This is a genomic window from Pseudomonas sp. P4_B4 (assembly GCF_056402255.1).
The window spans coordinates 348,434-371,982 of the sequence record NZ_JBFUHS010000001.1 but is presented as its reverse complement, the minus strand read 5'-3'; the positions used below and the strand labels follow the sequence as shown (position 1 = coordinate 371,982).

Genomic DNA, 23,549 nt, shown 5'->3' with positions numbered 1-23,549 from the left:
TAGCTTCTGCTGAGCATGATTACAGACGCATCGGCATGACAACGTAGGCCGAGTCGTCGTTATCCGATTCCTGCACCAGTGCGCTGCTGTTGGAGTCGGACAGGATCAGACGAACCTGCTCGGTGGTCATCACGCCCAGTACGTCGAGCAGGTAGCTCACGTTGAAGCCGATTTCCAGAGAGCCGCCGTTGTATTCAACGCCCACTTCTTCTTCCGCTTCTTCCTGCTCCGGGTTGTTCGCCTGGATCTTCAGCTGACCGCTGGCCAGTTGCAGACGGATACCACGGTACTTCTCGTTGGACAGAATGGCGGTACGGCTGAACGCTTCGCGCAGAGCCTGGCGATCGCCAAGTACCAGCTTGTCGCCGCCTTTAGGCAGAACACGTTCGTAGTCCGGGAATTTGCCGTCGACCAGTTTCGAAGTGAAGGTGAACTCACCGGTGGTGGCGCGGATGTGGTGCTGACCCAGCACGATGCTGACATTGCCGTCCGGCTCGGTGAGCAGCCGCGCCAGTTCGAGGATACCTTTGCGCGGCACGATGACCTGGTGACGATCCGGCTGACCGATATCGGCCTGCATCGAGCACATGGCCAGACGGTGACCGTCGGTAGCCACGGCGCGGATCACGCCAGCGGAAACTTCCAGCAGCATGCCGTTGAGGTAGTAACGCACGTCCTGCTGGGCCATGGCGAAGCTGGTGCGTTCGATCAGACGACGCAGTTTGCTTTGCTCCAGGCTGCAGGTCAGCGAACCCGGGCCTTCTTCCACGGTAGGGAAGTCGTTGGCCGGCAGTGTCGACAGGGTGAAGCGGCTACGGCCGGCCTTGACCACAAGCTTCTGCTCGTCGACCTTGATGTCGATCAGCGCATCGTTCGGCAGGCTTTTGCAGATGTCCATCAACTTGCGCGCCGGCACGGTGATGGAACCCGGATCCGCCGGCTCTTCGAGTTGAACACGACCGACCAGTTCGACTTCCAGGTCGGTACCGGTCAGCGACAATTGCTGGCCTTCGACAACCAGCAGCACGTTGGAAAGTACCGGCAAGGTCTGTCGGCGTTCGACGACGCCTGCGACCAGTTGCAGGGGTTTCAACAGGGCTTCGCGTTGAATGGTGAAATGCATGGTCTAGTCCCTTGCCTTAATAAGCTGCGCTGGTGTTCATCAAGTGGTCAGCGTACGCAGCAGGTTCTTGTAGTCCTCGCGGATGTCCGCGTCGGATTCCTTAAGTTCGTTGATCTTGCGGCACGCGTGCAAGACCGTTGTATGGTCGCGACCGCCAAACACATCGCCGATTTCCGGCAGGCTGTGGTTGGTCAGTTCCTTGGACAACGCCATAGCGACCTGACGCGGACGAGCGACCGAACGCGAACGGCGTTTGGACAGCAAGTCGGAGATCTTGATCTTGTAGTACTCGGCGACAGTGCGCTGAATGTTATCCACAGATACCAGTTTATCCTGCAACGCCAACAAGTCCTTAAGGGATTCGCGAATCAGCTCGATGGTGATATCGCGGCCCATGAAGTGCGAGTGGGCGATCACGCGTTTGAGCGCGCCTTCCAGCTCACGGACGTTGGAGCGAATGCGTTGGGCAATGAAGAACGCAGCGTCGTGAGGCAGCTCGACTTTGGCCTGATCGGCCTTCTTCATCAGGATCGCCACGCGGGTTTCCAGCTCCGGCGGCTCGACCGCTACGGTCAGGCCCCAGCCAAAGCGGGACTTGAGGCGTTCTTCAAGGCCTTCGATTTCCTTCGGGTAGCGGTCACTGGTGAGAATGACCTGCTGGCCACCTTCGAGCAGGGCGTTGAAGGTGTGGAAAAACTCTTCCTGGGAACGCTCCTTGCGGGCGAAGAACTGGATGTCATCGATCAGCAACGCGTCCACCGAACGGTAGAAGCGTTTGAACTCGTTGATCGCGTTCAGTTGCAGGGCCTTGACCATATCCGCCACGAAACGCTCGGAATGCAGGTACACCACCTTGGCATTCGGGTTCTTCTTTAATAGGTGGTTACCCACAGCATGCATCAAGTGGGTTTTACCCAGGCCGACGCCACCATAAAGGAAGAGCGGGTTGTATCCGTGCTTGGGGTTATCTGCCACCTGCCAGGCGGCGGCGCGCGCCAGCTGGTTGGATTTACCTTCAACGAAATTCTCAAAGGTAAATGTACGGTTCAGGTAACTGGTGTGTTTGAGCGCACCTTCGACCTGCACGGTACGTTGCTCGGCGCGAACCGGGGCCTGTTGCGAACTGGCACCGGCCATTGGGTCGAAGCTGTCACGGGAAGGTTCTTCCTCGGTGACCTCAGCCACTTTTTGCGTCGCACGTTTGGTCGACGCTGCGGCAGGTGCTGGCGGCGGACTGGCGGGCGCTTGAGCAGCCTGGGCCTGGGAAGCCGCGGCAGCCAGGGGAGCATTGGGCGCGGCACGGGGTGCCGAACTGCGTTTGCTGCCTATTAATAGGGAAAGCGCAGGCGCCATGCCATTGCCGTGTTCATCGAGCAATTCGAGAACACGCCCCAGGTATTTTTCGTTGACCCAGTCCAGAACAAAACGATTGGGCGCATAGACACGCAACTCGTCGCCTTCGGCTTCGACCTGTAGTGGGCGGATCCAAGTGTTGAATTGTTGGGCAGGCAGCTCATCGCGCAAAAGCTCCACGCATTGCTGCCAAAGTTCCACTGACACGGATATCCCCTAAGTTGAAAGCCGGTGAGGCAAAAACAAGCGGCCATTGTAGCGACCAGACGCCGACTTATCCACACGTAGGTAGTTCATCGACCAAGAAGAATCACCGTTTCTTACGCAAAAAAGGCGACCAGTGGTCTGTGCATAAGCTCTGTGGATAACCGGGGTTAAGGTCATTGCACAAGTGGGGGCGAAACTCGGTGGATAACCGGCCTGTGGATAAGGCGTGCTTTCACACACAGGTTATCCGACAGCGCAGCACAGGCTGAACACTGTTTTCCACTGTAGTTGTCATTCTCTGTACATCAGGTAAAACAAGGGCTGAATAGAGTTATCCACAGAAGGATGCGGGCCTAGCTTTTATAAGCTTTACAGAAAAGCTTTAAATACTTTCCTTTCTTATTTTTATATCTACGCAAGGTGCAAACGCCGAAAAGCCTCTGGAGATCTATTTATAAGGAAACGTTGGTTGGAAATTGACCTGAAGGCTTGCTTTCTCTAGAATCCCCGGTCTCTTAAAACGGGGGCCATTCCGGCCCGTTGTGGACGAACCAGGTAACACGACAATGAAACGTACTTTCCAACCAAGCACTATCAAACGCGCTCGTACCCACGGTTTCCGTGCTCGCATGGCTACCAAGAACGGTCGTGCCGTCCTGTCGCGTCGTCGCGCCAAAGGTCGTGCGCGTCTGGCAGTTTGATAATCCGGCACTGGAGGTGAGTCAGGACTTCAGTCGGGAAAAGCGTCTGCTTACCCCCCGGCAATTCAAGGCAGTCTTTGACTCCCCTACCGGCAAGGTTCCGGGGAAAAATCTCCTGCTCCTTGCGCGCAACAACGATCTTGATCACCCCCGTCTCGGGTTGGTTATCGGGAAAAAGAGCGTAAAGCTCTCCGTCGAGCGCAATCGCCTCAAACGTCTGATGCGCGAATCGTTTCGCCTGAACCAGGATTCTCTGGTCGGCTGGGACATAGTTATCGTCGCGCGCAAAGGTTTGGGTGATGTAGAAAACCCCGAATTGATTCAGCATTTCGGCAAACTCTGGAAACGTCTGGCTCGCAGTTCGCCGGTACCAGCAGTCAAAACCGAACCTGTAGGGGTAGACAGTCCGGATGCGTAAACTGGCACTCGTTCCGATCCAGTTTTATCGCTATGCCATTAGTCCCCTGATGGCCGATCACTGTCGTTTCTACCCCAGTTGTTCCTGCTACGCGTTAGAAGCCATCGAAAATCATGGCCTTCTTCGCGGTGGCTGGCTGACCTTTCGTCGTTTAGGTCGCTGTCATCCGTGGAATCCCGGTGGTTATGACCCGGTTCCACCTATCCCTACCTCCCGTTCTTCTTCGATGGCCGAGTAATCATGGATATCAAACGCACGATCCTGATCGTCGCCCTGGCAATCGTGTCCTACGTTATGGTTCTTAAATGGAACCAGGACTATGGCCAGGCTGCCCTGCCGACTCAGAATGTTGCCACCAATACGACTGCATCGGGCCTGCCGGATACGGCATCTGGCTCCAACGCTTCTGCCAGTGACGACATTCCACGTGCTGCAAGCGACACCAGTGCACCTGCCGAAACGCCGGTGGCTGTGAGCAAGGACCTCATCCAGATCAAAACGGATGTACTGGACCTGGCTGTCGACCCACAAGGTGGCGATGTTGCCCAGCTGACGTTACCTAAGTATCCACGTCGCCAGGATCACCCGGAAATTCCGTTCCAGCTGTTCGATAACGGCGGCGAACGTACTTATCTGGCGCAAAGCGGTCTGATCGGCAGCAACGGTCCGGATGCCAATCCGGCCGGTCGTCCGGTTTATTCCTCGGAGAAGAAGGTTTATCAACTGGCTGAAGGTCAGGACCAATTGGTCGTGGACCTGAAGTTCAGCAAGGACGGCGTCAACTACATCAAGCGTTTCACCCTGAAACGCGGCCTGTATGACGTAACCGTTTCCTACCTGATCGACAACCAGAGCGCCCAGCCCTGGACCGGTGCAATGTTCGCCCAGTTGAAGCGCGACGCCAGCGCCGATCCTTCGTCGACCACGGCTACCGGCACCGCGACTTACCTGGGCGCCGCCCTGTGGACAAGTTCGGAGCCGTACAAGAAAGTGTCCATGAAGGACATGGACAAGGCGCCGTTGAAAGAAACCGTCACCGGCGGTTGGGTTGCCTGGTTGCAACACTACTTCGTGACCGCATGGATTCCGGCCAAGGGCGAAAACAACGTCGTCCAGACCCGTAAAGACAGCAAGGGCAACTACATCATCGGCTACACCGGCCCATCGATGAGTGTTGCACCGGGTGCCAAGGCTGAGACCAGTGCTGTTCTGTATGCAGGTCCGAAAAGCCAGGCTGTGCTCAAAGAGTTGTCCCCAGGTCTGGAATTGACGGTCGACTACGGCATTCTGTGGTTCATCGCCCAACCGATCTTCTGGTTGCTGCAACATATCCACGCCATTGTGGGTAACTGGGGCTGGTCGATCATCTTCCTGACCATGCTGATCAAAGGGATATTCTTCCCGCTGTCGGCTGCCAGCTACAAATCCATGGCGCGCATGCGTGCAGTGGCACCGAAACTGGCTGCGCTGAAAGAGCAACATGGCGATGACCGGCAGAAAATGTCGCAATCCATGATGGAGCTGTACAAGAAAGAGAAGATCAATCCGCTGGGTGGTTGCTTGCCAATCCTCGTGCAGATGCCGGTTTTCCTCTCGCTGTACTGGGTTCTGCTGGAAAGCGTCGAGATGCGTCAGGCACCGTTCATGCTGTGGATTACTGACCTGTCGATCAAGGATCCGTTCTTCATTCTGCCGATCATCATGGGTGCAACCATGTTCATCCAGCAGCAGTTGAACCCGACTCCTCCGGATCCGATGCAGGCCAAGGTGATGAAGCTGATGCCAATCATCTTCACCTTCTTCTTCCTGTGGTTCCCGGCTGGTCTGGTGCTGTACTGGGTAGTGAACAACTGCCTGTCGATCGCCCAACAGTGGTACATCACACGTAAGATCGAAGCGGCCGCTAAAGCAGCTGCCTGATTTACACTGTGGATAACCACTCAAAACGCCCCCTAGTGGGGCGTTTTGCTATCTGTCACTTTTGTCTGGATACCGGTTTATGAGCGTTCCTCGCGAAACCATCGCAGCCGTCGCCACCGCTCAAGGTCGCGGCGGTGTAGGCATCGTGCGTATTTCCGGGCCGTTGGCCAGCGTTGCGGCCAAGGCCTTCAGCGGTCGCGAGCTCAAGCCGCGATTTGCTCACTACGGTCCGTTTTTCAGTGAAAACGACGAGGTGCTGGACCAGGGAATTGCCTTGTATTTCCCCGGCCCGAACTCGTTCACTGGCGAAGATGTGCTGGAGCTGCAAGGTCATGGCGGTCCGATCGTTCTGGATATGCTGCTCAAGCGCTGCCTGGAACTGGGTTGCCGTCTCGCCCGACCGGGGGAATTCAGCGAGCGCGCCTTCCTCAACGACAAACTGGACCTCGCCCAGGCCGAAGCCATTGCCGACCTGATTGAAGCCAGTTCCGCCCAGGCTGCGCGAAACGCGTTGCGCTCCCTGCAGGGTGCCTTCTCGTCACGTGTGCATAACCTCACCGAACAACTGATCGGCCTGCGAATCTATGTCGAAGCGGCCATCGATTTTCCTGAGGAGGAAATCGACTTCCTCGCCGATGGCCACGTCTTGAGCATGCTCGACAAGGTGCGCGACGAGTTATCCACCGTCATGCGCGAAGCCGGGCAGGGCGCCTTGCTGCGAGACGGCATGACCGTGGTCATTGCCGGTCGTCCGAATGCCGGTAAATCCAGCCTGCTCAATGCCCTGGCCGGGCGTGAAGCGGCGATCGTGACCGAAATTGCCGGCACCACCCGTGACGTGCTTCGTGAACATATCCACATCGATGGCATGCCGCTGCACGTAGTGGATACCGCCGGTCTGCGCGATACCGATGATCATGTGGAAAAAATCGGCGTCGAGCGTGCTTTGAAAGCCATCGGCGAAGCGGATCGGGTATTGCTGGTGGTCGATGCCACGGCGCCTGAAGCCCTCGATCCTTTCGCACTCTGGCCAGAGTTTCTCGAAATCCGTCCCGATCCTGCGAAAGTCACCCTGATTCGCAACAAGGCCGACCTTACGGGCGAAGCCATTGCCCTGGAGGTCAGCAAGGACGGCCATGTCACCATCAGCCTGAGCGCCAAGTCTGGTGGTGTCGGGCTGGAGCTGCTGCGTGAACACCTCAAGGCCTGCATGGGCTATGAACAAACGTCCGAAAGCAGCTTCAGCGCTCGCCGGCGACACCTTGAGGCGCTACGTCATGCCAGTGCTGCCCTCGAGCATGGCCGCGCGCAATTGACCCTGGCCGGTGCTGGCGAGTTGTTGGCCGAGGATTTGCGCCAGGCTCAGCAGTCGCTGGGTGAAATCACCGGTGCTTTCAGTTCCGATGACCTGCTGGGGCGGATTTTTTCCAGCTTCTGTATCGGTAAGTAGCCCTCCTGTTATTCACAGACAGGCCATCCGTGCCTGTCTGCTCTCTCCTTTTCTGAAAAAAACCTCCAGTGCCGAGCGGACTTCGTCTGCTTGAGCGGAATTCCTGTACCCGAATTTCGAGCAAACGGCATTTTTCTGTGGATTAAGCCCTGTGAATAACCGCAGCTAAGGGCAGTTGATAACAGGGCCTGAAAACTGAAGATAACCGCCTCTGTGGATAACCACCCCTTTCATCCACAGGCTTACACCGGTTATCCAAGGGCCTCATTGGCACATGACCACAGGGTTTTGAATCTCTGTACATATTGAAAACAAAGGGCTGTATCAATCTGTCCACAGAAAGGCGTGTGCATAGAAATAAACATAAAAACAAAGATTTAATAAATTTCTTTCTTTTTAATTTCTATAACTCCGACTTTTCCACAGCTGGTTAAATTTTGTGCAAAGGGTTCTTTAGGAAGGGCGAAGTCCCTATACTTGTCGACCAGGTCCAAAAACCTGAGCTCAAACTATTCCTGAATTACCTACTTAAGCAGGCACGAGGTGCGTGGTGGATTTCCCTTCCCGTTTTGAAGTGATCGTCATCGGCGGCGGTCATGCCGGTACCGAGGCAGCACTGGCCTCAGCACGTATGGGGGTTAAAACCCTGTTGCTGACGCATAACGTGGAAACCCTCGGTGCCATGAGTTGCAACCCGGCCATCGGCGGGATCGGCAAAAGCCACCTGGTCAAGGAAATCGACGCCCTTGGCGGTGCGATGGCCATGGCTACCGATAAAGGCGGTATCCAGTTTCGCGTGTTGAACAGCCGCAAAGGCCCGGCCGTGCGAGCAACCCGCGCACAGGCAGACCGGGTTCTGTACAAGGCAGCTGTCCGCGAAATCCTGGAGAACCAGCCGAACCTGTGGATATTTCAACAGGCCGCTGACGACCTGATCGTCGAGCAGGAACAAGTCCGTGGTGTTGTCACGCAAATGGGCCTGCGTTTCCTCGCCGATTCCGTGGTGTTGACCACCGGCACGTTCCTCGGTGGACTTATCCACATCGGGTTGCAGAATTTTTCCGGCGGTCGCGCCGGTGATCCGCCATCGATCGCGCTGGCTCACCGTCTGCGTGAACTGCCATTGCGTGTGGGTCGTTTGAAAACCGGTACTCCGCCACGTATCGACGGCCGGTCTGTGGATTTCTCGGTGATGTCCGAGCAACCGGGTGATACGCCGATCCCGGTGATGTCGTTCATGGGGTCCAAAGAGCAGCATCCGAAGCAAGTCAGCTGCTGGATTACCCACACCAACGCCCGCACCCACGAAATCATTGCCGCGAACCTCGACCGTTCGCCGATGTATTCCGCTGCCGGTGAGATCGAAGGCATCGGCCCGCGTTATTGCCCGTCGATCGAAGACAAGATCCATCGCTTCGCCGACAAGGAAAGCCATCAGGTGTTCATCGAACCGGAAGGTTTGACCACCCATGAGCTGTATCCGAACGGGATATCCACAAGCTTGCCGTTCGACGTGCAATTGCAGATCGTGCAATCGATCCGCGGCATGGAAAACGCGCACATCGTGCGGCCGGGCTACGCGATCGAGTACGACTACTTCGATCCACGCGATTTGAAATACAGCTTGGAAACCAAAGTCATCGGCGGCCTGTTCTTCGCCGGGCAGATCAACGGCACCACCGGTTACGAAGAAGCCGGTGCCCAGGGTTTGCTCGCTGGGACCAACGCTGCATTGCGTGCGCAAGGCAAAGACGCCTGGTGCCCGCGTCGCGACGAGGCCTATATCGGCGTGTTGGTCGACGACCTGATTACCCTCGGTACCCAAGAGCCGTACCGGATGTTCACGTCCCGTGCCGAATATCGCTTGATCCTGCGCGAAGACAACGCCGACCTGCGCTTGACCGAAAAAGGTCGCGAGCTGGGCCTGGTGGATGACGTGCGCTGGGCGGCTTTCTGCAAAAAACGCGAAAGCATCGAACTGGAAGAGCAGCGCCTGAAAAGCACCTGGGTACGCCCGGGCACCGAACAGGGCGATGCCATTGCCGAAAAATTCGGCACGCCACTGACCCACGAATACAACCTGCTCAATCTCTTGAGTCGTCCGGAAATCGACTACGCTGGTCTGATCGCCGTGACCGGTGGGGGGGCAGAAGATCCACAGGTCGCCGAGCAGGTCGAAATCAAGACCAAGTACGCCGGCTACATCGATCGTCAACAGGATGAAATCGCCCGCTTGCGCGCCAGCGAAGACACCAAATTGCCTGTGGATATCGATTACACGAACATTTCCGGTCTCTCCAAGGAGATCCAGAGCAAGCTCGGCGCGACCCGTCCAGAAACCTTGGGCCAGGCCTCGCGTATCCCGGGCGTTACGCCGGCAGCCATTTCGCTGTTGATGATTCATTTGAAAAAACGCGGCGCGGGCCGTCAGTTGGAGCAAAGCGCTTGAGTTCGTTGGTCACTTCGCAACACGCAGAAGAGTTATCCACAGGTGCCCGCCAGCTTGGCGTCACGCTGACAGAAACCCAGCACGCACAACTGCTGGGTTACCTGGCCCTGTTGATCAAATGGAACAAGGCTTACAACCTCACCGCCGTGCGTGATCCGGACGAAATGGTTTCCCGTCACTTGCTCGATAGCCTGAGTGTGATGTCGTTCATCGAAAACGGTCGCTGGCTCGACGTCGGCAGTGGCGGCGGCATGCCAGGCATTCCGCTGGCGATCCTGTTTCCCGAGTCCCAGGTGACCTGCCTGGACAGCAATGGCAAGAAAACCCGCTTCCTGACCCAGGTAAAACTCGAACTCAAACTGGATAACCTGCAAGTTATCCACAGTCGCGTCGAAGCGTTCCAGCCTGCCCAGCCGTTCAACGGGATCATTTCCCGGGCGTTCAGCAGCATGGAGAACTTCAGCAACTGGACTCGCCACCTTGGCGATAGCGAAACACGCTGGCTGGCAATGAAGGGCGTTCATCCGGCCGATGAGCTGGTAGCATTGCCGGAAGACTTCCACCTCGATAGCGAACACGCCCTGGCCGTACCTGGTTGCCAAGGCCAACGCCATCTGCTGATACTGCGCCGCACGGCATGATTGGGAACACAAGCAAGAATGGCTAAGGTATTCGCGATTGCGAACCAAAAAGGTGGCGTGGGCAAAACCACCACCTGCATCAACCTCGCAGCATCCCTGGTCGCGACCAAGCGCCGGGTGCTGTTGATCGATCTTGATCCACAGGGCAACGCCACCATGGGTAGCGGTGTGGATAAACATGGCCTGGAAAACTCGGTCTACGACCTGTTGATCGGAGAATGTGATCTGGCCCAGGCCATGCACTTCTCCGAACACGGTGGTTACCAGTTGTTGCCGGCCAACCGCGACCTCACCGCGGCCGAAGTGGTTCTGCTGGAAATGCAGATGAAGGAAAGCCGTTTGCGCAGTGCGCTGGCGCCAATCCGGGAAAACTACGATTACATTTTGATCGATTGCCCGCCGTCGCTGTCGATGCTGACCTTGAACGCACTGGTTGCCGCCGACGGGGTCATTATCCCCATGCAGTGCGAGTACTTCGCACTCGAAGGCTTGAGCGATCTTGTGGATAACATCAAGCGTATCGCGGAACTGCTGAACCCGAACCTCAAGGTCGAAGGCCTGCTGCGTACGATGTACGACCCGCGCCTGAGCCTGATGAACGATGTCTCGGCGCAGCTCAAGGAACACTTCGGCGAGCAGCTCTACGACACCGTCATTCCGCGCAACATCCGACTGGCCGAAGCGCCAAGCTACGGCATGCCGGCGCTGGCGTACGACAAAGCATCGCGAGGCGCCGTTGCCTACCTGGCATTGGCGGGCGAAATGGTTCGTCGTCAACGCAAAAACTCACGCATCGCCGCTGCTCAGGCAACTTAAGGAATCCCCATGGCCGTCAAGAAACGAGGTCTCGGACGTGGACTGGATGCTCTGTTGAGTGGTCCGACTGTCAGCTCGCTGGAAGATCAAGCGGCGCAAGCCGATCAGCGTGAGCTGCAGCACCTTCCCCTGGATCTGCTCCAGCGCGGCAAGTACCAGCCGCGTCGTGACATGGATCCGCAAGCGCTCGAAGAGTTGGCGCAGTCGATCAAGGCCCAGGGCGTCATGCAGCCCATCGTGGTTCGCCCGATCGGCAGCGGCCGTTTTGAAATCATTGCCGGCGAACGCCGCTGGCGCGCCAGCCAGCAAGCCGGGAAGGAAACCATCCCGGCGATGGTTCGCGATGTACCCGATGAAACCGCCATTGCCATTGCGCTGATCGAGAACATCCAGCGCGAAGACCTGAACCCGATTGAAGAAGCGGTGGCCTTGCAGCGTTTGCAGCAGGAGTTCCAGCTGACCCAGCAACAGGTGGCGGAAGCTGTGGGCAAGTCCCGGGTGACCGTGGCCAACCTGTTGCGCCTGATTTCCTTGCCGGAAGTCATCAAGACCATGTTGTCCCACGGCGACCTGGAAATGGGTCATGCCCGTGCTTTGCTTGGTTTGCCGGAAATTCAACAGGTTGAAGGGGCGCGACACGTTGTCGCACGCGGACTGACCGTGCGCCAGACTGAGGCACTGGTTCGCCAGTGGTTGAGTGGCAAACCGGAGCCTGTTGAACCGGCAAAACCGGACCCGGATATCGCCCGTCTCGAACAGCGCCTGGCCGAGCGCCTAGGCTCTGCGGTGCAGATTCGCCACAGTAAGAAGGGTAAAGGGCAGTTGGTGATTGGTTACAACTCCCTGGATGAGCTTCAAGGCGTACTCGCACATATCCGCTGAAACATTTCCACATGTAGCGCGCAGACGGAAATCACTACCTGACAGTTGAATAGGGGCAGAACCGCCCCTATACTCTGCGCGCATTTTGTCGGCACAAATTATGCCAAGTTATTGAATTTCGGCAGCCGACCATTGGAGAGCAAACGTGATGGAAACCCGCACGCCAAACCGCCTGCCGTTCCATCGCCTGGCAGTTTTTCCGGTGTTAATGGCTCAATTTGTCGTTCTGCTCATTGCCGCTTTGGCGCTCTGGCAACGGTATGGAGTCGTTGCCGGGTACTCGGGACTTTGCGGAGGCCTGATAGCCTTGCTGCCCAATGTGTATTTCGCTCACAGGGCATTTCGGTTTTCCGGCGCCCGGGCAGCTCAAGCCATCGTCCGGTCTTTTTATGCCGGCGAGGCGGGCAAACTGATTTTGACGGCAGTGCTGTTTGCACTGACGTTTGCAGGTGTGAAGCCGTTGGCGCCGCTGGCTGTATTCGGCGTCTTCGTGCTGACCCAACTGGTCAGCTGGTTCGCACCCCTGCTTATGAAAACAAGACTTTCGAGACCTTAGGGCGTTTGAGGCAACCATGGCAGCAGAATCCGCTTCGGGCTATATCCAGCACCACTTGCAGAACCTGACTTTCGGTCAGTTACCTACCGGCGGCTGGGGCTTTGCCCACACCGCAGCAGAAGCCAAAGCAATGGGCTTCTGGGCATTCCACGTCGATACTCTCGGGTGGTCGGTTGCGCTGGGTCTGATTTTCGTACTGCTTTTCCGCATGGCGGCCAAGAAGGCGACCTCCGGTCAGCCTGGCGGTCTGCAGAACTTCGTCGAAGTGATGGTTGAATTCGTCGATAGCGCCGTGAAGGACAGCTTCCACGGCCGTAGCCAGGTAGTTGCTCCACTGGCACTGACGGTTTTCGTCTGGGTGTTCATGATGAACGCCATCGACCTGATTCCGGTCGACTGGATTCCTCAACTGGCCATGCTGATTTCCGGCGATAAGCACATCCCGTTCCGTGCAGTGTCCACGACCGACCCGAACGCGACGCTGGCCATGGCCTTCTCTGTTTTCGCTCTGATCATTTTCTATAGCATCAAGATCAAGGGGCTCGGTGGCTTCCTCGGTGAACTGACCCTGCATCCGTTTGGCAGCAAGAACATTTTCCTGCAGATCCTGCTGATCCCGGTTAACTTCCTGCTCGAATTTGTGACCCTGATCGCCAAGCCGATCTCGCTGGCACTGCGTCTGTTCGGCAACATGTATGCCGGCGAGCTGGTGTTCATCCTGATCGCGGTGATGTTCGGCAGCGGCCTGCTGTGGCTCAGCGGTCTGGCTGTGGTGTTGCAATGGGCGTGGGCTGTATTCCACATCCTGATCATCACCCTGCAAGCGTTCATCTTCATGATTCTGACCATCATCTACCTGTCGATGGCGCACGAAGAAAACCATTAAGACCAGTCTCGACTAGTCTGATGTCCTTCCCGGTAAAACGGGAAGGGGCTCCTTACGGGGCATCTGAAACGATTTGTTTTACCGCTTTAATCTAAAAAACCTAAACCATACGACGTAAAAGTCGGGAGGAAAGATGGAAACTGTAGTTGGTCTAACCGCTATCGCTGTTGCACTGTTGATCGGCCTGGGCGCACTGGGTACCGCAATTGGTTTCGGCCTGCTGGGCGGCAAGTTCCTGGAAGGCGCAGCGCGTCAGCCAGAAATGGTTCCAATGCTGCAAGTTAAAATGTTCATCGTTGCCGGTCTGCTCGACGCCGTAACCATGATCGGTGTTGGTATCGCTCTGTTCTTCACCTTTGCGAACCCGTTCGTTGGTCAAATCGCTGGCTAATTACTCGGATCTTCCGGGTAATTTGGTGTGATGGACAACGTAACTGCGAGGTGTTGGCGTGAACATTAATGCGACCCTGATTGGCCAGTCCGTTGCGTTCCTGATTTTTGTACTGTTCTGCATGAAGTTCGTATGGCCTCCGGTCATTGCGGCATTGCACGAACGTCAAAAGAAGATCGCTGATGGTCTGGACGCTGCCAGCCGAGCAGCTCGCGACCTGGAGTTGGCCCAAGAGAAAGCGGGTCAGCAACTGCGCGAAGCGAAAGCTCAGGCAGCTGAAATCATCGAGCAAGCCAAGAAACGCGGTAATCAGATTGTCGAAGAGGCTGTTGAAAAAGCCCGTATCGACGCTGACCGTGTGAAGGTTCAGGCTCAGGCCGAGATCGAACAGGAACTGAACAGTGTCAAAGACGCGCTGCGTGCCCAAGTGGGCTTGCTGGCAGTCGGCGGCGCCGAGAAGATCCTGGGTGCCACAATCGATCAAAACGCGCACGCAGAGCTGGTTAACCAACTGGCTGCTGAAATCTAAGCGAGGGCGATCATGGCAGAACTGACCACGTTGGCCCGACCTTACGCTAAGGCGGCCTTCGAGCACGCTCAGGCCCACCAGCAACTGGCCAATTGGTCAGCCATGCTCGGCCTGGCTGCAGCGGTGTCGGAAGACGACACCATGCAGCGCGTGCTCAAGGCCCCGCGACTGACGAGCGCAGAAAAGGCCGCCACGTTTATTGACGTGTGCGGCGACAAGTTTGATGCCAAGGCACAGAACTTCATCCACGTCGTTGCCGAAAACGACCGTCTCCCGCTGTTGCCGGAGATCGCCGCTCTGTTCGACCTGTACAAGGCCGAACAAGAGAAGTCGGTAGACGTTGAAGTGACCAGTGCTTTCGCATTGAACCAAGAACAGCAAGACAAACTCGCCAAGGTTCTCAGTGCACGACTCAACCGGGAAGTGCGCCTGCAAGTTGCGGAGGACGCTGCCCTTATTGGTGGTGTCGTCATCCGCGCCGGCGACCTGGTTATCGATGGCTCGATTCGCGGCAAAATCGCGAAACTTGCCGAAGCATTGAAATCTTGAGTTTGAAGGGGCAGCAGAGCAATGCAGCAACTCAATCCTTCCGAAATAAGTGAAATTATCAAGGGCCGCATCGACAAGCTCGATGTGACCTCCCAAGCCCGTAACGAAGGCACTGTCGTCAGCGTATCTGACGGTATCGTGCGGATTCACGGTCTGGCCGACGTCATGTACGGCGAGATGATCGAGTTTCCGGGCGGCGTCTTCGGTATGGCCCTCAACCTGGAGCAAGACTCCGTAGGTGCCGTTGTATTGGGCGCATACCAGTCTCTGGCTGAAGGCATGAGCGCCAAGTGCACTGGCCGCATCCTGGAAGTTCCGGTTGGTAAGGAACTGCTGGGTCGCGTAGTCGACGCACTGGGTAACCCTGTTGACGGCAAAGGTCCACTGGGCAACACCGAGACCGACGCGGTCGAGAAAGTTGCTCCAGGCGTGATCTGGCGTAAGTCGGTAGACCAGCCTGTACAGACTGGCTACAAGGCTGTCGATGCCATGATCCCTGTCGGCCGTGGCCAGCGTGAGCTGATCATCGGTGACCGTCAGATCGGTAAAACCGCTCTGGCGATCGACGCGATCATCAACCAGAAGAACAGCGGCATTTTCTGCGTCTACGTAGCGATCGGTCAGAAACAATCGACCATCGCCAACGTGGTTCGCAAGCTGGAAGAAAACGGCGCCCTGGCCAACACGATCATCGTGGCTGCCAGTGCTTCGGAATCTCCTGCGCTGCAATTCCTGGCACCGTACTCCGGTTGCACCATGGGTGAATTCTTCCGCGACCGCGGTGAAGACGCGCTGATCGTTTATGACGATCTGTCCAAGCAAGCAGTGGCGTACCGCCAGATTTCCCTGCTGCTGCGCCGTCCACCAGGCCGCGAAGCTTACCCAGGCGACGTGTTCTATCTCCACTCCCGTCTGCTGGAGCGCGCATCCCGCGTTTCGGAAGAATATGTAGAGAAGTTCACCAACGGCGCAGTGACCGGCAAAACCGGTTCCCTGACCGCACTGCCGATCATCGAAACCCAGGCTGGCGACGTTTCCGCGTTCGTTCCGACCAACGTGATTTCCATCACCGACGGTCAGATCTTCCTGGAATCGGCCATGTTCAACTCGGGCATCCGCCCTGCAGTGAACGCCGGTGTTTCGGTATCCCGTGTGGGTGGTGCCGCTCAGACCAAGATCATCAAGAAGCTGTCCGGTGGTATCCGTACCGCTCTGGCTCAGTACCGTGAACTGGCGGCATTCGCCCAGTTCGCTTCTGACCTGGACGAAGCGACCCGTAAGCAACTTGAGCATGGTCAGCGCGTTACCGAGCTGATGAAGCAGAAGCAATACGCACCAATGTCGATCGCTGACATGGCGCTGTCGCTGTATGCCGCTGAGCGTGGGTTCCTGACTGACGTTGAAATCGCCAAGATCGGCAGCTTCGAGCAAGCGCTGATTGCTTTCTTCAACCGCGATCACGCCGATTTGATGGCGAAGATCAACGTGAAAGGTGACTTCAATGACGAAATCGACGCTGGCATGAAAGCCGGTATCGAGAAGTTCAAGGCCACCCAAACCTGGTAAGCCGCAGCGGGAGCCGCAAGGCTCCCGCTTGCTAACCTGATAGGTGTTACATGGCAGGCGCAAAAGAGATTCGCAGTAAGATTGCGAGCATCAAAAGCACGCAAAAGATTACCAGCGCCATGGAAAAAGTGGCGGTCAGCAAAATGCGCAAGGCACAAATGCGCATGGCTGCTAGCCGTCCTTATGCGGAGCGTATCCGCCAGGTAATTGGGCATCTGGCCAACGCCAACCCGGAATACCGCCACCCGTTCATGATCGACCGCGAAATCAAGCGTGTTGGTTATGTCGTAGTGAGCAGTGACCGTGGTCTGTGCGGCGGCTTGAACACCAACCTGTTCAAGGCCCTGGTCAAGGACATGGCGGTAAACCGCGAAAACGGCGTCGAGATCGATCTGTGTGTCGTTGGTAGCAAGGGTGCGGCCTTTTTCCGCAACTTCGGCGGTAACGTCGTTGCAGCTATCAGCCACCTGGGTGAAGAGCCGTCGATCAATGATCTGATCGGCAGCGTCAAGGTGATGCTGGATGCCTACCTGGACGGCCGTATTGACCGCCTGTCCGTGGTGTCCAACAAGTTCATCAACACCATGACGCAACAGCCTACCGTGGAGCAGTTGATTCCACTGGTGGCAACCCCGGATCAAGACCTCAAGCACCACTGGGACTATCTCTACGAACCGGATGCCAAGGAGCTGCTGGACGGCTTGATGGTCCGTTACGTGGAGTCACAGGTCTACCAGGCGGTGGTCGAGAACAACGCGGCTGAACAAGCTGCGCGGATGATCGCGATGAAGAACGCTACCGACAACGCCGGTGATTTGATCAGCGATTTGCAGCTGGTCTACAACAAGGCGCGTCAGGCTGCGATCACCCAAGAGATCTCGGAAATCGTCGGCGGCGCTGCCGCGGTTTAACGGTTCAAATATTCAGAGGATCCAGCTATGAGTAGCGGACGTATCGTTCAAATCATCGGCGCCGTTATCGACGTGGAATTTCCACGCGACAGCGTACCGAGCATCTACAACGCGCTGACAGTTCAAAGCGCGGCCGGGACCACTCTGGAAGTTCAGCAGCAGCTGGGCGACGGCGTGGTTCGTACCATTGCGATGGGTTCCACCGAAGGCTTGAAGCGCGGTCTGGACGTTATCGACTCCGGCGCAGCCATCTCCGTACCGGTCGGTAAAGCGACTCTGGGCCGGATCATGGACGTTCTGGGCAACCCGATCGACGAAGCTGGTCCAATCGCTACTGAAGAGCGTTGGGGCATTCACCGTCCAGCGCCTTCGTTCGCTGAACAAGCAGGCGGCAACGACCTGCTGGAAACCGGCATCAAGGTTATCGACCTGGTTTGCCCGTTCGCCAAAGGCGGTAAAGTCGGTCTGTTCGGTGGTGCCGGTGTAGGCAAAACCGTAAACATGATGGAACTGATCCGTAACATCGCCATCGAGCACAGCGGTTATTCCGTGTTCGCCGGTGTGGGTGAGCGTACTCGTGAGGGTAACGACTTCTACCACGAGATGAAGGATTCCAACGTTCTGGACAAAGTGGCACTGGTTTACGGTCAGATGAACGAGCCGCCGGGTAACCGTCTGCGCGTAGCACTGACCGGCCTGACCATGGCCGAGAAGTTCCGTGACGAAGGTAACGACGTTCTGCTGTTCGTCGACAACATCTATCGTTACACCTTGGCCGGTACTGAAGTATCCGCACTGCTGGGCCGTATGCCTTCGGCAGTAGGTTACCAGCCGACCCTGGCTGAAGAGATGGGCGTTCTGCAAGAACGTATCACTTCGACCAAGGAAGGTTCGATCACTTCGATCCAAGCGGTATACGTACCTGCGGATGACTTGACCGACCCGTCGCCAGCGACCACCTTCGCCCACTTGGACGCTACCGTCGTTCTGTCCCGTGACATCGCTTCCCTGGGTATCTACCCAGCGGTAGACCCACTGGATTCGACTTCGCGCCAGCTGGACCCGAACGTGATCGGCCAGGACCACTACGACACCGCTCGCGGCGTTCAGTACGTTCTGCAGCGTTACAAAGAACTGAAGGACATCATTGCGATCCTGGGTATGGACGAGCTGTCGGAAGCCGACAAGCAGTTGGTAAACCGTGCTCGTAAGATCCAGCGCTTCTTGTCGCAGCCGTTCTTCGTGGCTGAAGTCTTCACCGGTGCATCGGGTAAATACGTTTCCCTGAAAGACACCATTGCTGGCTTCAAAGGCATCCTCAACGGTGACTACGACCACCTGCCAGAACAAGCGTTCTACATGGTTGGCGGCATCGAAGAAGCGATCGAGAAAGCCAAGAAACTGTAATCCCGGCGCCCGGCAACGGGCGCTAATTTAGGTTGAGGCAATCAGATGGCTATGACAGTCCATTGCGACATCGTCAGTGCGGAAGGAGAAATCTTTTCCGGCCTGGTCGAGATGGTGGTTGCGCACGGTGCACTGGGTGATCTTGGTATCGCCCTGGGTCACGCGCCGCTGATCACTAATCTCAAGCCGGGCCCGATCCGCCTGATCAAGCAGGGCGGGGAAGAGGAGGTGTATTACATCTCCGGCGGTTTCCTCGAGGTTCAGCCGAACATGGTCAAGGTGCTTGCCGACACTGTGCAACGTGCTGCCGACCTGGACGAAGCCGCAGCTTTGGAAGCCGTCAAGGCTGCCGAGAAGGCTCTGCACGACAGAGGCGGTGAGTTCGACTACGGTGCTGCTGCCGCACGTCTGGCCGAGGCTGCAGCTCAGCTGCGCACCGTCCAGCAGATCCGCAAGAAGTTCGGCCACTAAGGCTGCACTTATTGTGTGATTGATTAAAAAGGGTAGCCTCGGCTACCCTTTTTTCTTTTCCGATTTTTACAACCCGGTCGCAGCCGCTGACCACCCAGGATTGGTAGCCAGTCATGTCTCTTGAAATCGTTATTCTCGCTGCAGGCCAAGGCACGCGTATGCGTTCCGCTTTGCCGAAGGTTTTGCACCCGATTGCCGGCAACTCCATGCTCGGTCATGTTATCCACAGCGCCCGGCAACTTGATCCACAGCGCATTCACGTCGTGATCGGTCATGGTGCCGACGCCGTGCGCGAACGCTTGGCGGCGGATGATCTGAATTTCGTCCTGCAGGATAAACAGTTGGGTACCGGTCACGCCGTTGCTCAAGCAGTGCCGTTCATTCAGTCCGACACCGTGCTGGTGCTCTACGGTGATGTGCCGTTGATCGAGGTCGAAACCCTGCAGCGCCTGCTCAAGCAGGTGGGTCCGCAGCAGTTGGGCTTGCTGACTGTCGAACTGGATGACCCGACCGGTTACGGCCGCATTGTTCGTGATGCTGCCGGCAAGGTTGCGGCCATCGTCGAACAGAAAGATGCCAATGAAGCCGAACGCAAAATCACCGAAGGTAATACCGGCATTCTGGCGCTGCCTTTTGCCCGTCTTGGCGAATGGATGAGCCGTCTCTCCAATAACAACGCCCAGGGCGAGTACTACCTGACCGACATCATTGCCATGGCAGTGAGCGATGGTCTGGTGGTGGCCACCGAGCAACCGCACGACGCCATGGAAGTGCAGGGTGCCAACGACCGCAAGCAGCTTTCCGAACTGGAACGGCATTATCAATTGCGCGCCGGTCGTCGTTTGATGGCTCAAGGTGTGACGCTGCGCGACCCGGCTCGTTTCGACGTGCGTGGAGACGTGACCGTAGGCCGCGATGTATTGATTGATATCAACGTGATCCTCGAAGGCAAGGTGGTAATCGAAGATGACGTGGTGATCGGCCCGAACTGCGTGATCAAGGACAGCACCCTGCGCAAAGGCGTGGTCATCAAGGCCAACAGCCATATTGAAGGTGCCATTCTGGGTGAAGGCAGCGATGCCGGCCCGTTCGCGCGTCTGCGTCCAGGTACCGTGCTGGAGGCCCGGGCGCATGTGGGTAACTTCGTCGAGTTGAAAAACGCGCACTTGGGCGAAGGCGCCAAGGCCGGTCACCTGGCTTATCTGGGCGATGCCGAAGTGGGCGCGCGTACCAACATCGGTGCCGGTACCATCACCTGCAACTATGACGGCGCCAATAAGTGGAAAACCGTGTTGGGCGAAGATGTGTTCATTGGTTCCAACAACTCGTTGGTAGCACCTGTGGATATCTTGGACGGTGCGACCACGGCGGCCGGTTCGACCATTACCTCGGCTGTGGATAAATCCCAGTTGGCCATCGGGCGTGCTCGTCAGAAGAACATCGACGGCTGGAAGCGGCCGGAGAAGATCAACAAGAGCTAAGTTATCCACATATGGGTGATCGTCTGAAGTTATTCACAGGCTGATCTATCGTATTCGCGGGCAAGTCGGATCGCCGATCCAACTTGCCCGCGATGCTTTTATCCACAGCTCTTTTTATCGCATGGCGCTTGACGAAGTTTCGCTGATAGGTTTTGATTGCTTCCGTTATCTTTCGAAACGAAACTTACCAGCTCATGTCGAAGCGCAACACACCTCAGCGTCGTCACAACATCCTCGCCTTGCTCAATGAGCAGGGCGAAGTCAGTGTGGATGAGTTGGCCAAGCGCTTCGAAACGTCGGAGGTTACGATTCGCAAGGATCTGGCGGCGCTTGAAAGCAATGGTCTGTTGCTGCGTCGTTACGGCGGAGCGATCACCATGCCTCAAGAGCTGGTCGCGGACCTTGGTCAGCCGGTTTCAAAATACAAACAAGCCATCGCCCGTGCCGCCGTCGCGCGGATTCGCGAGCATGCGCGGATCATTATCGACAGTGGTAGTACCACCGCTTCCATGATCCCGGAACTCGGGCAGCAACCCGGCCTGGTGGTGATGACCAACTCGCTGTATGTCGCCAATGCCCTGAGCGAGCTTGAGCACGAACCGGTGCTGTTGATGACCGGTGGTACCTGGGACCCGCATTCCGAGTCCTTTCAGGGGCAGGTTGCCGAGCAGGTACTACGCTCCTACGACTTCGACCAGCTGTTTATCGGCGCCGATGGCATCGATCTGGTTCGCGGTACAACCACCTTCAACGAACTGCTCGGGCTGAGCCGGGTCATGGCCGAAGTCGCCCGCGAAGTGGTCGTGATGGTGGAGGCCGACAAGATCGGCCGCAAGATTCCCAACCTGGAGCTGCCCTGGAGCAGTGTCCATACCCTTATTACCGATGAACGCCTGCCGCTTGAGGCTCGCGATCAGATTCAGGCCCGCGGCATCAATTTGATTTGCGCGGCTGTCAGTCAGGAGAAATAGCATGTGTGGAATTGTCGGCGCAGTCGCAGAACGTAACATCACCGCCATCCTCGTCGAAGGCCTGAAGCGTCTGGAATACCGTGGGTATGACAGCGCTGGTGTGGCGGTCTACACCAACGATGAAAAACTCGAGCGCCTGCGTCGTCCGGGCAAGGTCAGTGAGTTGGAGCAGGCACTGACCACCGAGCCGCTGGTCGGTCGTCTGGGCATCGCCCACACGCGCTGGGCCACCCATGGCGCACCGTGCGAGCGCAATGCTCACCCGCATTTCTCCGGTGACTTGGCAGTAGTGCACAACGGCATCATCGAAAACCACGAAGCCCTGCGTGAACAACTCAAGGCTTTGGGCTACGTGTTCACCTCGGACACCGACACCGAAGTCATCGCCCACCTGCTGAACCACAAACTCAAGGATCTGCGCGACCTGACCGTAGCCCTCAAGGCGACCGTCAAAGAGTTGCACGGTGCTTACGGCCTGGCAGTGATCAGCTCGAAGCAACCGGATCGTCTGGTCGCAGCCCGCAGCGGCAGCCCGCTGGTGATCGGCCTGGGTCTGGGGGAAAACTTCCTGGCGTCCGACCAGTTGGCCCTGCGTCAGGTCACTGACCGCTTCATGTACCTGGAAGAAGGCGATATCGCTGAAATCCGCCGCGACAGCGTGCAGATCTGGGACGTTGACGGCAAGGCTGTCGAGCGCGAAGCCGTGCAGTATCGCGATGGTGCCGAAGCCGCTGAAAAGGGCGAGTTCCGCCACTTCATGCTCAAGGAAATCCACGAGCAACCATCCGTGGTGCAGCGCACCCTGGAAGGTCGCCTGAGCCAGAACCAGGTACTGGTACAGGCATTCGGCCCACAGGCTGCCGAGCTGTTCGCCAAAGTACGCAATGTACAGATCGTCGCGTGCGGCACCAGTTACCACGCCGGCATGGTCGCGCGTTACTGGCTCGAAGAGCTGGCCGGGATTCCTTGCCAGGTCGAAGTCGCCAGCGAATTCCGCTACCGCAAGGTAGTGGTGCAGCCGGACACCCTGTTCGTGACCATTTCCCAGTCCGGCGAAACCGCCGACACCCTGGCCGCGTTGCGCAACGCCAAGGAACTGGGCTACCTCGCCAGCCTGGCGATCTGCAACGTCGGCATCAGCTCGCTGGTGCGTGAATCCGATCTGACCCTGTTGACCCAGGCCGGTCGCGAAATCGGTGTGGCATCGACCAAAGCCTTCACCACGCAATTGGTTGGCCTGTTGTTGCTGACGCTTTCCCTGGGCCAGGTTCGTGGCACCTTGGCCGAAGGTGTCGAAGCAACGCTGGTCGAAGAACTGCGTCGTTTGCCGACCCGTCTGGGCGAAGCGCTGGCCATGGACAGCACCGTGGAAAAAATCTCCGAGCTGTTCGCCGAGAAACACCACACGCTGTTCCTCGGCCGTGGCGCGCAGTTCCCGGTGGCGATGGAAGGGGCACTCAAGCTCAAGGAAATTTCCTACATCCACGCTGAAGCCTATCCGGCCGGCGAGCTGAAACACGGCCCGTTGGCGCTTGTGGATAACGACATGCCAGTGGTGACCGTGGCGCCAAACAACGAACTGCTGGAGAAGCTGAAGTCCAACCTTCAGGAAGTCCGCGCCCGCGGTGGCCAGTTGATCGTCTTCGCTGACGAGAAGGCCGGCATGACCAACGGTGAAGGCACCCACGTGGTGCACATGCCGCACATCCACGACATCCTGTCGCCGATTCTCTACACCATCCCGCTGCAACTGCTGTCGTACTACGTCGCCGTGCTCAAAGGCACCGACGTTGACCAGCCGCGCAACCTGGCGAAATCGGTCACTGTGGAATAAGTTATCCACAGGTGAGTTGAGCTGTTTGTGCTTAAGA

General features: G+C 57.2%; 23 protein-coding genes. 21 read left to right on the top strand and 2 right to left on the bottom strand.

What is annotated here, in order from left to right; all coding sequences use genetic code 11:
• Positions 1-19 precede the first annotated feature (19 nt).
• Positions 20-1,123 (bottom strand): DNA polymerase III subunit beta, encoded by a 1,104-nt coding sequence (dnaN, locus tag AC1DVE_RS01745; RefSeq protein ID WP_007969885.1) that lies wholly within the window; start codon positions 1,121-1,123, stop codon positions 20-22.
• Between the two features lie 39 nt (positions 1,124-1,162).
• Complete coding sequence (dnaA, locus tag AC1DVE_RS01740) at positions 1,163-2,683, bottom strand: chromosomal replication initiator protein DnaA (RefSeq protein ID WP_046038773.1); 1,521 nt, start codon at positions 2,681-2,683, stop codon at positions 1,163-1,165.
• Positions 2,684-3,249: 566 nt separating this feature from the next.
• Here dnaA and rpmH point away from each other — a divergent pair.
• The 21 genes from rpmH (at position 3,250) to glmS (ending at position 23,512) form a co-directional block, all read left to right on the top strand.
• On the top strand, positions 3,250-3,384 hold the full coding sequence (rpmH, locus tag AC1DVE_RS01735; RefSeq protein ID WP_003213577.1) for a 50S ribosomal protein L34: 135 nt from the start codon (positions 3,250-3,252) through the stop codon (positions 3,382-3,384).
• Between the two features lie 16 nt (positions 3,385-3,400).
• On the top strand, positions 3,401-3,802 hold the full coding sequence (gene rnpA / locus AC1DVE_RS01730) for a ribonuclease P protein component (protein ID WP_223455496.1): 402 nt from the start codon (positions 3,401-3,403) through the stop codon (positions 3,800-3,802).
• Entirely contained in the window at positions 3,795-4,040 is a 246-nt protein-coding gene (gene yidD / locus AC1DVE_RS01725; protein ID WP_010565858.1) for a membrane protein insertion efficiency factor YidD, read from the top strand. The genes rnpA and yidD overlap by 8 nt, the downstream gene beginning before the upstream one ends.
• Before the next feature lie 2 nt (positions 4,041-4,042).
• Positions 4,043-5,722 (top strand): membrane protein insertase YidC, encoded by a 1,680-nt coding sequence (gene yidC, locus AC1DVE_RS01720; protein ID WP_223455164.1) that lies wholly within the window; start codon positions 4,043-4,045, stop codon positions 5,720-5,722.
• 79 nt (positions 5,723-5,801) lie between these two features.
• Entirely contained in the window at positions 5,802-7,172 is a 1,371-nt protein-coding gene (mnmE, locus tag AC1DVE_RS01715) for a tRNA uridine-5-carboxymethylaminomethyl(34) synthesis GTPase MnmE (protein WP_223455166.1), read from the top strand.
• A gap of 550 nt (positions 7,173-7,722) precedes the next feature.
• The gene (gene mnmG, locus AC1DVE_RS01710; protein ID WP_223443616.1) at positions 7,723-9,621 is read left to right on the top strand and encodes a tRNA uridine-5-carboxymethylaminomethyl(34) synthesis enzyme MnmG; all 1,899 of its coding nucleotides are present in this window, start codon (positions 7,723-7,725) and stop codon (positions 9,619-9,621) included.
• The gene (gene rsmG, locus AC1DVE_RS01705) at positions 9,618-10,262 is read left to right on the top strand and encodes a 16S rRNA (guanine(527)-N(7))-methyltransferase RsmG (protein WP_223455168.1); all 645 of its coding nucleotides are present in this window, start codon (positions 9,618-9,620) and stop codon (positions 10,260-10,262) included. The genes mnmG and rsmG overlap by 4 nt, the downstream gene beginning before the upstream one ends.
• 18 nt (positions 10,263-10,280) lie before the next feature.
• Entirely contained in the window at positions 10,281-11,078 is a 798-nt protein-coding gene (locus tag AC1DVE_RS01700; RefSeq protein ID WP_007969897.1) for a ParA family protein, read from the top strand.
• Positions 11,079-11,087: 9 nt separating this feature from the next.
• A complete protein-coding gene (locus AC1DVE_RS01695; RefSeq protein ID WP_223455170.1) occupies positions 11,088-11,960 on the top strand; it encodes a ParB/RepB/Spo0J family partition protein in 873 nt (290 codons plus the stop codon).
• A gap of 148 nt (positions 11,961-12,108) precedes the next feature.
• On the top strand, positions 12,109-12,516 hold the full coding sequence (locus tag AC1DVE_RS01690) for a F0F1 ATP synthase subunit I (protein WP_108230976.1): 408 nt from the start codon (positions 12,109-12,111) through the stop codon (positions 12,514-12,516).
• A gap of 16 nt (positions 12,517-12,532) precedes the next feature.
• Entirely contained in the window at positions 12,533-13,402 is an 870-nt protein-coding gene (gene atpB / locus AC1DVE_RS01685; RefSeq protein WP_108230975.1) for a F0F1 ATP synthase subunit A, read from the top strand.
• A gap of 133 nt (positions 13,403-13,535) precedes the next feature.
• Positions 13,536-13,793: a F0F1 ATP synthase subunit C gene (atpE, locus tag AC1DVE_RS01680; RefSeq protein ID WP_003097235.1), complete on the top strand. Its 258-nt coding sequence runs from the start codon at positions 13,536-13,538 to the stop codon at positions 13,791-13,793.
• Between the two features lie 58 nt (positions 13,794-13,851).
• Positions 13,852-14,322, top strand: a complete 471-nt coding sequence (locus AC1DVE_RS01675) for a F0F1 ATP synthase subunit B (protein WP_008064601.1) — start codon at positions 13,852-13,854, stop codon at positions 14,320-14,322.
• 12 nt (positions 14,323-14,334) lie between these two features.
• A complete protein-coding gene (locus tag AC1DVE_RS01670) occupies positions 14,335-14,871 on the top strand; it encodes a F0F1 ATP synthase subunit delta (RefSeq protein WP_008045680.1) in 537 nt (178 codons plus the stop codon).
• A 21-nt stretch (positions 14,872-14,892) separates the two neighbouring features.
• Positions 14,893-16,437: a F0F1 ATP synthase subunit alpha gene (atpA, locus tag AC1DVE_RS01665; protein WP_030132553.1), complete on the top strand. Its 1,545-nt coding sequence runs from the start codon at positions 14,893-14,895 to the stop codon at positions 16,435-16,437.
• A gap of 50 nt (positions 16,438-16,487) precedes the next feature.
• Positions 16,488-17,348, top strand: a complete 861-nt coding sequence (gene atpG / locus AC1DVE_RS01660) for a F0F1 ATP synthase subunit gamma (RefSeq protein ID WP_008045673.1) — start codon at positions 16,488-16,490, stop codon at positions 17,346-17,348.
• A 27-nt stretch (positions 17,349-17,375) separates the two neighbouring features.
• Positions 17,376-18,755, top strand: a complete 1,380-nt coding sequence (gene atpD, locus AC1DVE_RS01655; protein ID WP_095057928.1) for a F0F1 ATP synthase subunit beta — start codon at positions 17,376-17,378, stop codon at positions 18,753-18,755.
• 45 nt (positions 18,756-18,800) lie between these two features.
• Positions 18,801-19,226, top strand: coding sequence for a F0F1 ATP synthase subunit epsilon (locus AC1DVE_RS01650; protein WP_223455172.1), 426 nt, complete (start codon positions 18,801-18,803; stop codon positions 19,224-19,226).
• A gap of 113 nt (positions 19,227-19,339) precedes the next feature.
• On the top strand, positions 19,340-20,707 hold the full coding sequence (gene glmU, locus AC1DVE_RS01645; protein WP_223455174.1) for a bifunctional UDP-N-acetylglucosamine diphosphorylase/glucosamine-1-phosphate N-acetyltransferase GlmU: 1,368 nt from the start codon (positions 19,340-19,342) through the stop codon (positions 20,705-20,707).
• 194 nt (positions 20,708-20,901) lie between these two features.
• The gene (locus AC1DVE_RS01640) at positions 20,902-21,678 is read left to right on the top strand and encodes a DeoR family transcriptional regulator (RefSeq protein ID WP_223455176.1); all 777 of its coding nucleotides are present in this window, start codon (positions 20,902-20,904) and stop codon (positions 21,676-21,678) included.
• A 1-nt stretch (position 21,679) separates the two neighbouring features.
• Positions 21,680-23,512, top strand: coding sequence for a glutamine--fructose-6-phosphate transaminase (isomerizing) (glmS, locus tag AC1DVE_RS01635; RefSeq protein ID WP_223455178.1), 1,833 nt, complete (start codon positions 21,680-21,682; stop codon positions 23,510-23,512).
• Positions 23,513-23,549: the final 37 nt, after the last annotated feature.